14 protein-coding genes are annotated in these 15,322 nt (G+C 64.8%); 10 read left to right on the forward strand and 4 right to left on the reverse strand.

Features of this window, described 5'->3' with window-relative positions; genetic code table 11:
* The 4 genes from VFW93_RS06905 to VFW93_RS06920 form a co-directional block, all read left to right on the forward strand.
* On the forward strand, positions 1 to 1,220 hold a 1,220-nt coding region (locus tag VFW93_RS06905), incomplete at its 5' end, for a pseudouridine synthase (RefSeq protein ID WP_329693254.1).
* Entirely contained in the window at positions 1,207 to 2,472 is a 1,266-nt protein-coding gene (locus VFW93_RS06910; RefSeq protein WP_329693255.1) for a multidrug effflux MFS transporter, read from the forward strand. The genes VFW93_RS06905 and VFW93_RS06910, both read left to right, overlap by 14 nt.
* Before the next feature lie 13 nt (positions 2,473 to 2,485).
* Entirely contained in the window at positions 2,486 to 3,436 is a 951-nt protein-coding gene (gene miaA, locus VFW93_RS06915; protein WP_329693256.1) for a tRNA (adenosine(37)-N6)-dimethylallyltransferase MiaA, read from the forward strand.
* A 117-nt stretch (positions 3,437 to 3,553) separates the two neighbouring features.
* On the forward strand, positions 3,554 to 4,324 hold the full coding sequence (locus VFW93_RS06920; RefSeq protein ID WP_329693257.1) for an MBL fold metallo-hydrolase: 771 nt from the start codon (positions 3,554 to 3,556) through the stop codon (positions 4,322 to 4,324).
* 27 nt (positions 4,325 to 4,351) lie between these two features.
* Here VFW93_RS06920 and VFW93_RS06925 read toward each other — a convergent pair whose 3' ends face one another.
* The 4 genes from VFW93_RS06925 to VFW93_RS06940 form a co-directional block, all read right to left on the reverse strand.
* Complete coding sequence (locus VFW93_RS06925; RefSeq protein WP_414639612.1) at positions 4,352 to 5,818, reverse strand: DHA2 family efflux MFS transporter permease subunit; 1,467 nt, start codon at positions 5,816 to 5,818, stop codon at positions 4,352 to 4,354.
* An 88-nt stretch (positions 5,819 to 5,906) separates the two neighbouring features.
* The gene (locus VFW93_RS06930; protein WP_329693259.1) at positions 5,907 to 7,169 is read right to left on the reverse strand and encodes an HlyD family efflux transporter periplasmic adaptor subunit; all 1,263 of its coding nucleotides are present in this window, start codon (positions 7,167 to 7,169) and stop codon (positions 5,907 to 5,909) included.
* The gene (locus VFW93_RS06935) at positions 7,166 to 8,659 is read right to left on the reverse strand and encodes an efflux transporter outer membrane subunit (protein ID WP_329693260.1); all 1,494 of its coding nucleotides are present in this window, start codon (positions 8,657 to 8,659) and stop codon (positions 7,166 to 7,168) included. The genes VFW93_RS06930 and VFW93_RS06935 overlap by 4 nt, the downstream gene beginning before the upstream one ends.
* A gap of 42 nt (positions 8,660 to 8,701) precedes the next feature.
* Positions 8,702 to 9,235 (reverse strand): MarR family transcriptional regulator, encoded by a 534-nt coding sequence (locus VFW93_RS06940; protein WP_329693261.1) that lies wholly within the window; start codon positions 9,233 to 9,235, stop codon positions 8,702 to 8,704.
* 75 nt (positions 9,236 to 9,310) lie between these two features.
* Here VFW93_RS06940 and VFW93_RS06945 point away from each other — a divergent pair, with 75 nt between their 5' ends.
* The 6 genes from VFW93_RS06945 to VFW93_RS06970 all read left to right on the forward strand — a co-directional run.
* Positions 9,311 to 11,143, forward strand: a complete 1,833-nt coding sequence (locus VFW93_RS06945) for an ABC transporter transmembrane domain-containing protein (protein WP_329693262.1) — start codon at positions 9,311 to 9,313, stop codon at positions 11,141 to 11,143.
* A 55-nt stretch (positions 11,144 to 11,198) separates the two neighbouring features.
* The gene (locus VFW93_RS06950) at positions 11,199 to 11,888 is read left to right on the forward strand and encodes an OmpA family protein (protein WP_329693263.1); all 690 of its coding nucleotides are present in this window, start codon (positions 11,199 to 11,201) and stop codon (positions 11,886 to 11,888) included.
* 97 nt (positions 11,889 to 11,985) lie between these two features.
* Positions 11,986 to 12,816, forward strand: coding sequence for a thymidylate synthase (locus VFW93_RS06955; protein WP_329693264.1), 831 nt, complete (start codon positions 11,986 to 11,988; stop codon positions 12,814 to 12,816).
* A gap of 24 nt (positions 12,817 to 12,840) precedes the next feature.
* Positions 12,841 to 13,332, forward strand: a complete 492-nt coding sequence (locus VFW93_RS06960; protein ID WP_329693265.1) for a dihydrofolate reductase — start codon at positions 12,841 to 12,843, stop codon at positions 13,330 to 13,332.
* Between the two features lie 127 nt (positions 13,333 to 13,459).
* On the forward strand, positions 13,460 to 14,884 hold the full coding sequence (locus tag VFW93_RS06965; protein ID WP_329693266.1) for a serine hydrolase domain-containing protein: 1,425 nt from the start codon (positions 13,460 to 13,462) through the stop codon (positions 14,882 to 14,884).
* Between the two features lie 96 nt (positions 14,885 to 14,980).
* Positions 14,981 to 15,322 (forward strand): DUF4337 family protein (locus tag VFW93_RS06970; protein ID WP_329693267.1); only part of this gene is annotated, 342 nt, incomplete at its 3' end.

The following is a 15,322-nucleotide window of genomic DNA, read 5'->3' on the forward strand; positions in this document are numbered from 1 at the left end:
CGGCACCGCGCAAGCGCATGTCGGCGGCTGAAGCCGCGCAGGCCCGCGAAGAAGCGGCTGCACGCGAACGCGCCGCGCCACGGCGTGACGAACAAGCGCCGCGCCGAGATCCCCGTCAGGCGCCCAGCCAGGAGCGTGGCGCCTACCGTGGAGAGGATCGTGGCGAAGGCCGAGGCGCCCCTCGAGGTGATCGCGGCGACTTCCGCGATGAGCCACATCGCGACCCGCGCCAGGCACCACAAGGCGATCGCCGCGCCGCACCGCGCCGAGATCAGACCCCACGCGGCGGCACTGATCGAGGCCGCACGCCCGACCGCGCGCCATATCAAGACGAGCGCCCCGAGCAAGCCCCACGCCGCGACCATCGCCGTGCCGACGGCCACTCGGCCACACGCGCCTCGCAAGGCTACGACGCGCCACGCCCCCCCCAGGCCCCTGTCGAGCCCCGCGAGGACGATGGCCGTCTGCGCCTGTCCAAGCTCATGAGCGAAAAAGGCCTGGCCTCTCGCCGCGAAGCCGACGAGTGGATCGAGCAAGGCTGGGTCAGCGTCGATGGCGAGGTCGTGAGCGAACTCGGCACGCGCGTGTTCCCGCATCAGGTCATCACCATCGACCCGCTGGCACGCACGCAACAAGCCCAGCGCGTCACCATCTTGATCCACAAGCCGATTGGCTATGTGAGTGGCCAGGCTGAAGATGGCTATGAACCCGCCGTGGCCCTGATCCGGCCAGAGAACCGCTGGCACGATGACAAGCTCCCCGTGCAGCTGACACGCGGTCACCTGAAGAACCTGGCACCCGCCGGCCGGCTGGACATCGACTCCACCGGCCTGCTCGTGCTCACGCAGGATGGTCGCGTGGCCAAGCAGCTGATTGGCGAGGACTCCGGCGTCGAAAAGGAATACCTGGTGCGTGTGGTCTATGAAGCGGAACCCGAGGCCGAGAACGTCTCTGCCGTGGTGCCACCCGAAGCCATCGAACAACTGAAGTTCGGCCTGGAACTCGACGGGCGTCAACTCAAGCCCGCGCAGGTGTCCTGGCAGAACGAGCAGCAATTGCGCTTCGTGCTGCGTGAAGGCCGCAAGCGCCAGATCCGCCGCATGTGCGAGCTCGTTGGGCTCAAGGTGGTGGGCCTCAAGCGCGTGCGCATGGGCCGCATCACCCTGGGCAAGCTGCCACTGGGCCAATGGCGTTTCCTGAGGCCTGATGAGCGTTTCTGAGCACACGGGTGCTGACCGCACACTGCCCGCCTGGGTGGTGATCACGGCCCTGAGCCTGCTCACGGGTCTGCAGCCCATCACCACCGATCTGTACCTGCCCGCCCTGCCTCAGATGCAGCGCGAGTTGGGGCTGGACCCGTCGCATGTGCAGTGGACGCTGTCGGCCATGATCCTGGCCTTCGGCTTCGGGCAATTGATCTGGGGGCCGATCTCGGACCGATTTGGTCGCAGACCTGTGCTGCGCTGGGGGCTGGGCTTTTACGTGCTGGCCAGCGGTCTGACCATGGTCGCGCACGACCTGAGCATGATGATCCTGGCGCGCGTGGCGCAAGGCGCCAGCCTGTCGGCCGCCGTGATGTGTGGCCGCGCCATGATCCGAGATCTGTATGTGCCCGAACAAGGCGCACGCATGATGGCCAAAGGCATGAGTGGTCTGGGCGTCCTGGCGCTGGCCGGCCCCATCCTGGGCGGGCTGACCGCCACCCACTTCGGCTGGCGAGCCACGATGGGCCTGTTGGGGCTGTTCGGTCTGGCCACCTGGGCCTTCATCTGGACGCGTCTGCCCGAAACCCTGCCCGATGAACGCCGCCAGCACCATCTGCACTGGGGCACCATGGCACGCAACTGGTGGCAGATCTCGAAGCACCCGACGTTCCGCGCGCACGCCATGCTGACCTCTTCCACCTACGGCGGGCTCTTTGTCTACCTGGCGTTGTCGTCGTTTGTGTTCATCGATGTGCTGGGCACCAGCCGAACGGTCTACGGCCTGGGCATGTCCACCCTGTCCTTGTCCTACCTGATGGGCACCTTCCTGTGCCGCCGCTTGCTGCCGCGTCGAGGTCTGGTGGGCACGGTTCGCATGGCAGGCTGGTGCTCGCTGGCAGGCGGTACGGCGCTGGTACTGGTGTCAGTGGCGCAGTGGCTTGGGGATTGGCATGTGCCAGCCTGGAGCTTGCTGCCGGGCATGTGGCTGTACGCCTTTGCGCACGGCATCCACCAGCCTTGCGGCCAGACGGGCGTGGTCTCTGCCTTCCCCACACAGGCGGGCGCAGCCTCGGCCCTGTCGGGCTTTGTGCTGTCGAGCATCGCCTTCATGATCGGCGCCTTCATGTCCTGGTGGACCTCGCTGCCCGCCTGGGCCGGCACCATCCACCCGATGACCTTGGGCATGGGCATCGGCGGGGCCTTGACCGCCTGGGTTGCACTTGGCCGTGTACAGCGTGATGGCCACCACGTTGCGCACGCTGCGTGAACAAGAGGTGACGATGACGACGCCCCCCACCTGGATCCTCGCCGGCCCCACCGCTTGCGGCAAGACGGCCGCCGCCCTGGCGCTCGCGCAGGATGTGGACATCGAGATCATCAGCGTGGATTCGGCCCTGATCTACAAGGGCATGGACATCGGCACCGCCAAGCCCTCGGCCCAGGAGATGGCCGCCGTCCCGCACCACCTCATCGATATCCTGGACCCCACTGAAAGCTACAGCGCCGCCCGCTTCGTGCAGGACACCCACCGCCTGATCGGCGAGATCCGTGCACGAGGCCGCACACCCCTGCTGGTGGGCGGCACCATGCTCTACATCAAGGCCCTGCTCGAAGGCCTGGACGACATGCCATCGGCTGACCCGGCCATCCGCGCCATGCTGGACGCGCAGATGGCCGAGCGCGGCACACCTGCGATGCATGCCGAGCTGGCCAAGGTGGACCCCCTCACCGCCGCACGCCTGGCACCGGGTGACACCCAACGCATCCAGCGCGCGCTGGAGGTCTGGCACAGCACCGGTCAGCCCTTGTCCAGCTTTCATCAACGCGCCAGCAAGCAGGATGCGCCACAGCACGACGCCATCCTGGTCTCGCTGGAGCCGACGGAGCGCGCCTGGCTGCATCAACGCGTGGCGCAGCGCTTCGAGCTGATGATGCAAGCTGGCTTCATCGACGAGGTGAAGCGCTTGCGCCAACGCCCCGACCTGCATGTGGGCCTGCCCGCCATCCGATGCGTGGGCTACAGACAGGTCTGGGAAGCACTGGATGCCGGGCAGGACCTGAGCAACCCGGTGGTGCTCAAGGACGTGATGGACAAGGGCATCGCCGCCACGCGTCAGCTCGCCAAACGCCAGATCACCTGGTTGCGCAGCATGCCGCAACGCGTGGTCGTGCATTGCGATCAACCTGACGCACTGTCTGGCGTACGGCAGGCATTTGGCATCGGTCTTTGACGCTTGCGGTTTTCGCCACAAACGCACAAACTTCATCGGTAAAGCCCTTCAGGCTTGATGTGGGTTAACGCCAAGCCAGACTGGCGCACCTAAGCTGGCCCTTCACCGAGAAAGACCATGCCGTACGAACTGTTTCGCCACAAGGGGCACGTGTGCCTGATGTTTTCCGACCTTTGTGACGAAGGGGGCGGCGCGGTTCAGGCCAACCAGTTCCTCATCGTCAACGATGACACCGGCGCCATCATCGACCCGGGCGGCAACCTGGCCTACAGCGAGCTTTACCTGGCGATGACGCGGCACTTCGCACCGTCTCGCCTGTCTGCCATCCTGGCATCTCATGCCGATCCGGACATCATCGCCGCGCTGGACCGCTGGATGACCGCCACACCGGACGCCAAGCTGTATGTGTCCACGCTGTGGGAGCGCTTCGTGCCCCACTTCTGCAAGCCCGGCAAGACCACGGGCCGCGTGATCGGCATGCCCGACTCCGGCATGCGCATTCAGATTGGCAACAGCGAACTGCTCGCGCTGCCCGCGCACTTCATGCATGCCGAGGGCAACTTCCAGTTCTATGACCCGATCAGCCGCATCCTGTTCTCAGGCGACTTGGGCGTGTCACTGATGGCGGGCAAGCAGGCCCAGCAGATCATCACCTCGTTGTCGCCCATGCCGCCGGGCATGGAAGCCTTCCACCGCCGCTACATGGTGTCCAACAAGATCCTGCGCTTCTGGGCCCGCATGGTGCGCCAGTTGCCCATCGACATGATCGTGCCGCAGCACGGTGCGCCCCTGCAAGGCGCGGCCGTCAAGCAGTTCATCGAATGGGTGGAAGGCCTGTCGTGTGGCGTCGATCTGATGACCGACGCCAACTACGCCATCCCGCGCTGACTCTGGCTGGGGCCTGGTCCAAGCTGATCAATGCGCCCCGCCCGCATCCACCGCCGCAGCCGACCGCTTGGGTTTGGCCAGCCACACGATCGGGATCAGGCACAGGAACAGGAATGAGGAAGCCAGATAGACGTCATCAGCAGCCCGTGTGAAGGCTTGCTGGTCGATCATTCTGGTGATCTGCGCGGCGGCCTGCTCGAAGCTCATGCCCGTGTTCATCAAGGCATTGAGCCCGTCCATCGCGCCGGGATCGGTACGAGACACCTTCTCCACCATGTGCACATGATGCAGCGTGGCGCGGTTCTCCCAGATCGTGGCCACGGTGGACGTGCCCATGGCACCCGCCGTGATCCGCACGAAATTGCTCAAGCCCGATGCGGCGGGAATGCGATCCGGTGTCAGGCCATTGAGCGTGATCGCGCTCAAGGGGATGAAGAAGAACGCGATCGCCCCACCTTGCAGGATCGTGGGCACCAGGATGTGATTGAAGTCCACCAAGGTGTTGAAGTGCGAGCGCATCCACATCACCAGCGCAAAGCCGGAGAACGCCACCGTGGCCAGCCAGCGCGGGTCCACCTTGGTCACGTTCTTGCCAACGATGGGTGACAACAGAATGGCCAGCAAGCCCACGGGCGCCACCGCCATGCCGGCCACCGAAGCCGTGTAGCCCATGTACTGCTGCAACCACATTGGCAGCAGCACCACGTTGCCGAAGAACAGGCCATAGGCCACGGACAGCGCCATCACGCCAAACAGGAAGTTGCGGCTGGCAAACAGGCGCAGGTCCACCACCGGGTGCTCCTGCGTCAACTCCCACACCACGAAGACAGCAAAGCCGATCAACGCCACGAGCCCGAGGATCACGATCTGGTTGCTCTCGAACCAGTCCAGCTCCTTGCCCTTGTCGAGCATGATCTGCAAGGCGCCCACCCACATCACCAGCAGCGACAGGCCCACCGTATCGATGGGCAGCTTTTGTGTCGGGGTCTCGCGCTTCGCGTAGATGCGCCAGGTCACCAGTGCAGCCCCCAGTCCCACGGGGATGTTGATGTAGAAGATCCAGGGCCAGGACATGTTGTCCGTGATCCAGCCACCCAGCAAGGGCCCGGTCACGGGCGCTACCAGCGTGGTCATGGCCCACATCGCCAGCGCCATCCCCGCCTTGGCTGGCGGATAGCTGCTGAGCAACAAGGTTTGCGACAGCGGGATCATCGGCCCGGCCACCAGGCCCTGCAGCACCCGGAACGCAATCAACATCTCCAGCGAAGACGCCAGACCGCACATCCAGGAGGCCAGCACGAACAGGAGCACGCTCAAGGTGAACAGGCGCACCGCACCGAAGCGTTGCGTCAGCCAGCCTGTGAGCGGCACCGAGATCGCGTTGGACACGCCAAAGCTCGTGATCACCCAGGTGCCTTGCGTCGGGCTGACGCCCAGGTTGCCCGCAATGGCCGGCAGCGACACGTTGGCGATGGACGAATCCAGCACGTTCATGAAGGTGGCCAGAGACAGGGCCACCGTGCCCAGGATCAGGTCACCCCCCTGCAGCGGCTTGTGCGCATGCGACGGCGCGGCGCTCAACTCAGGCTCCCTTGCTCACGGCATGCGCGGCTGCACCCACATGAACCGTGCGCCCCAGATTGGTCGAGATGATGCGGTCCACCAGCTTGTCGGCATCTTTTTGCAGATCATCGAACACGGTGGTCTGGGCGACGGCCTGCGTGCGTTGAGCCTGCGCCAGCATCTGGCCGTCCTGTTTGGCCACATCCACCTCGACCTCCATCGACAGGCCCACACGCAGCGGATGCGCCTTGACCTCATCGGCCTGCAAGGTCACGCGCACCGGGACGCGCTGCACGATCTTGATCCAGTTGCCCGTGGCGTTCTGGGCAGGCAACAGCGCAAACGCCGCCCCCGTGCCGGCCCCCAGGCCAGCCACGGTGCCGTGATAGACCACCTTCTGGCCGTAGACGTCGGCCGTCAAGGTAGCTGGCTGGCCAATGCGCACGCGCTGCAACTGGCTTTCCTTGAAGTTGGCGTCCACCCAGGGCTGATCCAGCGCGACCACGGTCATCAGGGGTGACCCTGCTGGCACGCGCTGGCCCACCTGCACGCTGCGCTTGGCCACATAGCCATCGACTGGTGCGACCAGGGCCACGCGCTTGAGCGCCAGGTAAGCCTCACGCACACGGGCCGCGGCACGTTGCACATTGGGGTGCAGCTCCACCGAGGTGCCGTCCGTCAGGGACTGGTTGGACGCCAGTTGCTCGCGGGCCGTGCTCAAGGCCGATTCGGCCGCTGCCAACGTGCTGCGCGCCGCAGCCAGTTGGGACTGCGCATGGTTGAGTTCTTCCTTGCCCACCGCACCGCTGGCCAGCAAGGGCGCACGGCGGTTCACATCGTCCTGCGCGCGGGCCACTTCGTTCTGGGCCTTGGCCACATCGGCCTGGCGCGCCTGGATCTGTGATTGCAAGCTGCCGTTGTTGGCAAACAGGGTTCGCACTTCACGCACGGTCTGCGCCAGTTGAGCCTGGGCCTGATCCAGTGCCACCTGGGCATCGGCGGCATCCAGCCTGACCAGCAACTGCCCGGCCTTGACCATGTCGGTGTCATCGGCGTTGATGGCCAGCACGGTGCCGGCCACTTGCGGCGTGATCTGCACGACATTGGCCTGCACATAGGCGTTGTCGGTGTGTTCGTAATGGTTGGCCACCAGCGCGTAGTAGGCCCCGTAAGCGCCACCGCCCAGCAGCACGGCCAATGCGATCGCCGTCAGGGCTTTCTTGCGTGCAGGTGCGGCTTGCGCGTTGTCATCGTTGGATGGGGTGTTGGCAACGTTGCTCATGAACGGTCTCCGGCCTGCGTGGCGGCTTGTTTGTTGTCGGAAGAAGCGGTGGGGGAGCCGGGCTGCTCGGCTTGCAAGCTGCCGCCCAGGGCTCGGATCAGGTTGATCTGCGCATCCAGGGCGTGGGCCAGCAGATCGATGGCCTTGTGGCGTTGCGCCAGCACGTTGGACTCGGCACTGAGCACGGTCAGGTAGCCGCTCAGGCCAGCCTGGTATCGCTCCACGGCCAGCTTGTAGGCCGCCTCGGCGCTCTGCTGGGCCAGCTTTTGCTCCTGCCGCTGCCGCGCCGCCGATTGAGAACCGGCGATCTGGTCTGCCACGTCCTGCACAGCCTGCAACACCGTCTGGTTGTAAGTGGCCAGGGCCACGTCGTGATCGGCCACCTTGCCTTGCAGATTGGCCACGCGCTTGTCGGCGTCAAACAAAGGCAGATGGATCGCGGGCATCAGGCCCCATTGCAGACTGGTGGGCTTCAGCAGTTGATCCAGGCCGATCGAGTTGTAGCCGGCATAGCTGACCAGATCCACGTTCGGATAGAACAAGGCACGCGCCGAATCGACCTGGTGGCCTGCCGCTTGCGCACGCCACAGGGCCGCCATCACGTCGGCGCGCCGGGCCAGCAGGTCCACGGGGATGTGATCTGGCACAGGCAAGGGCTCGACCACGTCCTTGACCAGCAGTTGATCCAAGGCCTGCGGCGACTGCCCGGTCAGATAGGCCAGCGCATGGCGCATCTTCACAAGCTCTTCATCCCAGGACTCGACTTGCGCGCGGGCATCGGGCAAAGCGCCCTCGCCTTGCTTGAGCTCGACGGCCGTGTCCAGCCCGGCCTGCACGCGCTGGCGAATCAGCTTCAGCATCTCTTCGCGCTGTGCCAGGGTCCGTACGCTGATCTCACGCTGGAACTGCGCGCGCCCCAGCTCCAGGTAGGCTCGGGCCACCTGCCACGACAGCACCAGGCCAGCGGTCCGGACATCGGCCTGTGCCGCGCGCTTTTGCCCGATCAGGGACTCGATCTCGGCGCGTTGGCGGCCAAACAGGTCCAGCTCCCATGAGCCTTCCACCTGCAAGGTCCCCGAGGTCAATGACGAGCCCGCGATGGGTGGCGGGTACATGCCATGGCGGGAGAACTTCTGGCGATCGACCTCGGCCTTGGCCTGGATCTGCGGCTTGTCGTTGCCGCGCGCGATGGACTCCAGCGCCTCCACGCGACGCAGACGCGCCTGTGCCATCTGGAGATTGGGGCTGTCAGCCAGGGCCTTGGCCATCAAGGCATTGAGCTGCCTGTCTTCGTAGCCTTCCCACCAGGGGGGCACCTGCGCCGTCACTTCGACTGCTTGCGCGCTGCGCACGCCCAGTTTGTCGGCATCCAGTGCGCGCAAGGCAGGCTGGATGTCCTGATGGGTGGAACAAGCCGTCAGGCTGGCCAGCGCCAGCACGGAAACAGGCATCAGCCACGCCTGGCGACGGCGTGAGAATCGATCGAACATGGGCACTACTCCAGCGGGGATCTTGTCGGCTCAGGCGAGGCTTCAGGCGTGGCGCTCGGCCTCGGCCGCATCACGCAGGTTTTCGGCGTTGGCCAGAATGCGGCGCAGCAGGACCATCAGGGTCTGCCACTCTTCCTGGGTGAAGCCCTCCAGCAAGGCATTGGAGACATCGCACAGCACGCCGGGCACGGGTGCGATGGCCGTTTCACCTTCTTCGGTCAGGCTCAGGTGCACGACACGGCGGTCCTCGGTGGAGCGCACACGCTTGCACAAGCCCTTGGCTTCCAGGCGATCCAGGGTGCGGGTCAGGGCACCGGCATCCAGTTGCAGCTCTCGCGACAAGGCCGCCAGCGTGTTGCACTCGCCCTTGCTGATCATGAACATGGGGGTCCACTGGGCCTGGGTCAGGCCATGGCTGTCCAGGCGTTTGTCCACCACGCCCACCATCATCTGCACCACACGGCGCATCAGGTAGCCAAAGCTGTTCTCACGCTTCCAGTTGCCCTTGATGTAGATCGGTGCCGGTGGCGTTGGCCCCTCGGGGGCTTCGTTTGAAGTAGTTGACGAATCAGTCATGGCGTTAATTTATTTGCCTACGCAAATATTGTCAAGGCATGATAATGGGACAACTTTCACGAACACCCCGCCAACATGTCCAGCGCGTCCAGCAGTCAACCGCCCAAAGGCAAGTCCGTCAGATCGCTCCAGGATCTCAAGCCCTTCCTGCGGCCTTACAAGATGCGCATCGCGATGGCGGGCGTGTTCCTGCTGCTGGCGGCGCTGACCACCCTGGTGTTGCCGATTGCCCTGCGCACCCTGATCGACCAGGGCATGGTGTCGGCCGATCCGGGCCAGCGGGTGATGGCCATGCGCGAGCATTTCCTGGCCCTGTTTGGCGTGGGTGTGGCGCTGGGCGTGTTCTCTGCGTCGCGCTATTACTCGGTGACCTGGCTGGGTGAACGCATCACCGCCGATATCAAGAGCGCCGTTTACGGGCACGTGCTCAAGCAAAGCCCCGAATTTTTCGAGACCACGCAAAGCGGCGAAATCCTCTCGCGCCTGACAGCCGACACCACCCTGATCCAGACCGTGGTGGGCACCAGCGTCTCCATGGGCCTGCGCAACGCCATCATGGCCGTCGGTGCATTGACCATGCTGATCATCACCAACCCCTATGTGATGGCGCAGGTACTGGGTGGCCTGGTCCTGGTGGTCATGCCCGCCATCATCTATGGCCGCCGCGTGCGCAAACTGTCTCGCGCCAGCCAGGACCGCGTGGCGGACTCCAGCGCCATCGCCGCCGAGGTGCTCAATGCCGTGCCGGTGGTCCAGAGCTACACCGCCGAGGGGCGTGAAGCGCAGCGCTTCGTCAAGGCCACCGAGAGCGCCTTCAAGACGGGTGAGCGCCGCATCCGTGCACGCGCCGTGCTCGTGGCCTTCATCATCAGCGCCACCACCGGTGCCTTGCTGTGGGGGCTGTATCAAGGCACCCAGGCCGTGCTGGACGGCAAGATCACCGCCGGCCACATGGGCCAGACGGTGGTGTACGTGATCCTGCTGCTGAGTTCCGTGGCAGCGCTGTCCGAGGTCTATGGCGACATCCTGCGTGCCGCCGGCGCCACCGAGCGCCTGATGGAGTTGCTCGCTGCCCGCTCCCCCATTCAGGAGCCCGCTCAGCCCAAACCACTGCCCGCACCGAGAAGCGGCTCTCGCGTCAGCTTGTCGGGGCTGCACTTCAACTACCCTTCCCGCCCCCATCAAACCGCGCTGGAAGACTTCAACCTGCTGGTCAACCCCGGCGAGACCGTGGCCCTGGTCGGCCCCAGCGGCGCCGGCAAGAGCACCGTCTTCCAGTTGCTGCTGCGTTTTTATGACCCACAAGCAGGCCGCATCGAGATCGATGGGGAGGCCGTCACCCAGTTGTCCTTGAACGAGCTGCGCCAACGCATCGGCATCGTCCCGCAGGACAGCACCATCTTCTCGACCACGGCACTCGAAAACATCCGCTATGGCTGCCCTGACGCCACGGACGAACAGGTCACCGCCGCCGCCAAGGCTGCCCACGCGCACGACTTCATCTGCGCCCTGCCCGAGGGCTACCACACCTTCCTGGGCGAGCGCGGCGTGCGCCTGTCCGGCGGGCAGCGCCAGCGCATCAGCATTGCACGCGCCATCCTCAAGAACGCACCCTTGTTGCTGCTGGATGAAGCCACCAGCGCGCTCGACACCGAGAGCGAACGCGCCGTGCAGGCCGCGCTGGAAGAAGCCATGAAGGACCGCACCACCCTGGTCATTGCCCACCGCCTGAGCACCGTCGTCAACGCCGACCGCATCGTGGTGCTGGAAGCCGGCCACATTGTCGACGTGGGTACCCACGCCGAGCTGATGGCCCGCAACGGCTTGTACGCCAAACTCGCGGCCATGCAATTCGATCAGATCGAAGCTGGCCATGACGCCCCCCCGCCGCAAGCCCTGTCAGCCTGAGCAGGCAGTGCTGCGTTGAACCATACATGCTCGCAAGAGTGCTCTACTGAACCACATGACCCCATTCAATCCCGCTCGCACCCTCATGATTTCGGCCATCAGCTCGGCCATCCTGCTCGGCGGTTGCGCCAACATGGATGAAACCCAGCGAGGTACCGCACAAGGTGCAGGCATTGGCGCCGTCGCTGGCGCCATCATCGGCCAGGTGGCTGGCAAGAACGCGGCCACTGGCGCCGTCATCGGCGGCATCGCAGGTGCGGTGGCCGGCAACGTGTGGTCCAAGCGCATGCAGGCCCAGCGTGAAGCCATGGAACAAGCCACCCGCGGCACCGATGTGGAAGTGACCCGCACGCAGGACAACCAGCTGAAGGTCAACATCCCCAACGACATCTCGTTCGCCACAGGTAGCGCTGCGATCAAACCCGAACTGCGCTCGGTGCTGGAAACCTTTGCCAGCGGCCTGAGCAAGGACAGCAACGGCATGCACGTGCGCGTGGTGGGCCATACCGACAGCACAGGCTCCGACTCGGTGAACAACCCCTTGTCCAAGGAACGTGCCGACAGCGTCAAGGACTTCCTGACCGACCGTGGTGTGCCAGCCAGCCGCGTGGAAACCGCAGGCCGCGGTGAACGCGAGCCGATTGCCAGCAACGACACGGCAGAAGGCCGCGCGAAAAACCGCCGCGTGGAAATCTTCCTGCGCGAACCCGAGCAGGCATCTGCGCAGCAACCCGCCACGCGCTGAACCTGCCTGCCACACCAAAACGGCCCGCCCTCCCGCGGGCCAGATCGACAGCCGGGCGATAATCCCGGCTGTTTTGCATTCTCGAGGTGCCCCGCCCGTGACACGCCCCGTTCGCAGCCAATACGAAGACTTCATGCGCCTGGTTCACACCACCGGCGTGCTCAAGACCGACCGCACCGGCACCGGTACGCGCAGCGTGTTCGGCCACCAGATGCGTTTCGACCTGAGCGAAGGCTTTCCCCTGGTCACGACCAAGAAGGTGCACCTCAAGTCCATCATCGTGGAACTTCTGTGGTTCCTGCGCGGCGACAACAACGTCAAGTGGCTGCAGGAGCGTGGCGTCAGCATCTGGGATGAATGGGCCCGTGAAGACGGCTCGCTCGGCCCCGTGTATGGCGTGCAATGGCGCAGCTGGCCCAAGCCCGATGGCGGCCATGTGGACCAGATCAGCGACGTGGTCAAGCAACTCAAGACCACGCCTGATTCGCGTCGCATCATCGTCAGCGCCTGGAACCCCGGCCTGATCGACCAGATGGCGCTGCCGCCCTGCCACGCCTTCTTCCAGTTCTACGTGGCCCCGCCCCAGACCGAAGGCGGCAAGGGCAAACTGAGCTGCCAGCTGTACCAGCGCAGCGCCGACATCTTCCTGGGTGTGCCGTTCAACATCGCGAGCTACGCCCTGCTCACCCACATGCTGGCCCAGCAGTGCGATCTGGATGTGGGCGACTTCATCTGGACAGGCGGTGACTGCCACATCTACAGCAACCACACCGAACAGGTCGAGCTGCAGCTCAGCCGCACGCCGCACCCTTACCCGCTGCTCAACCTCAAGCGCAAGCCTGACTCGATCTTCGACTACGAGTACGAAGACTTCGAGGTGCTCGAGTACACACACCACCCCGCCATCAAGGCGCCCGTGGCCGTCTGATCCGGCGAGCGAGAACACGCACACATGACCACGCTCAGCCTGATCGCCGCCGTCGCCCGCAATGGCGCCATCGGCAAGGACAACGCCCTGCTGTGGCGCCTGTCGGAAGACCTGCAGTTCTTCAAGCGCACAACCATGGGTTGCCCGGTCATCATGGGCCGCAAGACCTATGACTCCATCGGCCGCCCGCTGCCAGGCAGACGCAACATCGTCATCACGCGCAACGCGTCGTGGTCGGCGCCTGGCATCGACAGCGCCCCCTCGCTGCAAGCCGCGCTGGCCTTGCTGGACAGCTCGGTAGACAAAGCCTTCGTCATCGGTGGCGCGCAGATCTACACCGAGGCCCTGCCCCTCGTGCAGGAGATCGTGCTGACCGAAATCGACCGCGATTTCGAAGGTGATGCCTTCTTCCCGATCTGGGACAAGACCGCGTTCAAGGAAGTCGCCCGCGAAGCGCACCATGCGCCCGCGCCCAACGACTTCGACTACGCCTTTGTGACCTACCGTCGGGGCTGACCCCCGAAACAAGCGGTACAGCAGGCGACACCCCGGGGAAAGTGCCCGGTTGCGTTCACGAGGCGGCCAGATAAATTCTGCCCGCGTAACGCTACCCAGAACCACCCAACCGAGGAGGCGCCTGCCCATGGACAACACCCCCGTCACCCGTCGCCATGCCAGCCGCCTCGCGCTGGCCTGCCTGACCGCGCTCGCCGTGCAAGGCGCGCAAGCGAACCTGATAGACGACATCCCCGCCGGCACGGGCTATGCCGCCCTGGAGATGTGCACGCGGACCATGCAAAGCCGGGATGACTATCTCCGTGTGCGCTGGTACTACACCGTGCCGGTCGTGCAGCCGCTGTCGGCCGTGTGGATGGTGGATTACGTCCCCGGCGTCAAGGTCAATGTGCGCAGCTGGGTGCCCTTCATCACCAACCCGCGCACCGCCATCTACCGCAAGGGCCTTGGTTGCACCATCGTCCCGCCAGGCACGACTGAAGCGGCCGTGCGTGCACAGCCCTTCAAGGCGATCGACATGCCCGCGCCGTCGAGCCATTCATGGCCCATGGGTGAAGCTGCGGCCGATGCCACCGGGCTGAGCGCCAGCCAGCTCGCCTTGCTCAAGGCGCGTGGCGATCAGATCTTCAGCGAATCCACCAGTAAAGTCAGTCAGAAGAAGAACTCGATCGCCTTCCTTGTGGCTTACAAGGGGCGACTGATACACGAACGCTACGCCAAGGACTACAACCGTGACCAGCCCCAACTGGGCTGGTCCATGACCAAGTCCCTCACGGCGCTGATCGCCGGGGCCATGGCCACCGATGGCCGCCTGAGCCTGGACGCGCCTGTGGGGCTGCCTCAATGGTCCGGCAGCGCCAAGGCCACCATCACCTGGAAGCAGTTGCTCAACATGGCACCAGGCCTGGCCTGGACCGAGGGCTACACCGGCGCAGGCGACACCACGGACATGCTGTTCTCGCAAGCGGACGAAGGCAGTTGGGCGGCCGAACACCCACTCACCAGCACGCCGGGCACGGTTTTCAATTACTCCACGGGCTCCCCCAACATCGCCATGCTGCGCATGAGGCAGCTCCTGGGGGGCAGCCACCAGGCCCTGTACAACTACTACCAGCAACGCCTGCTGATGCCGCTGGGCATCCGCCAGGGCATCATCGAGCCTGATGCATCCGGCACGCCCGTGGGTGGTGCACGGGGCATTTTGCGGCCGGTCGACTGGCTCCGCCTGGGGCAACTGGTCAGCCAGGGCGGGCAATGGCAAGGTCAGACGCTGATCAACGCCAATGCCATGAACTTCCTGCTGGCGGGCTCGCCTGCCACCGCAGAATACGGTGGCTACATCTGGCGCCAGCCCACATCCAAGGAGATCCCCGCCGACCTGATCAACCGCATTCCGGCTGACACGGTCATGTTCCTGGGCCACCTGGGGCAGTTCACGGTCATCGTGCCCAGCAAGCAGCTGGTGGTGGTGCGCATGGGCGTGTCGCTCGACATGGACAGCACCAAGCGCGATGTGTTTGGCACGGTGGCGGATCTGGTCGATCAGCTTTGAAACGGCTTTAAGGCAAGCTGCCCATCGGGCCCTCTTTCGTGGTGAGAATTCAAGGGAAAATACCGCTCCCCTGTCTCACCACGAAGGATCTCGCTCATGTCCGGTCACGGTTTTCACGTCCACGGCCCGCACGATCACGCGCTTGAACACGGCGCCCAACATGAACCTGAAGGCATGGCCGGGCAACTGGCCGTGATCACCGCCGTGCTGGCCACGGTGGGAGCGCTGTTTTCCTACATGGGTGGCGCCACGCAGGCCAATGCTGGCCTGTACAAGAACAACGCCGCCATCAAGAAGACGGAAGCGTCCAACCAATGGAATTTCTTTCAGGCCAAGAGCACCAAGCAGTCCCTGGCCGAGCTCGCGCGCGATCTGGCACCGGACGACAAGAAGGCCAGCTACCAGGGCAAGATAGACCGCTACGAGAAAGAGAAGAAC

It is taken from the genome of Aquabacterium sp. (genome assembly GCF_036279675.1).
GTDB lineage: Bacteria > Pseudomonadota > Gammaproteobacteria > Burkholderiales > Burkholderiaceae_C > Aquabacterium.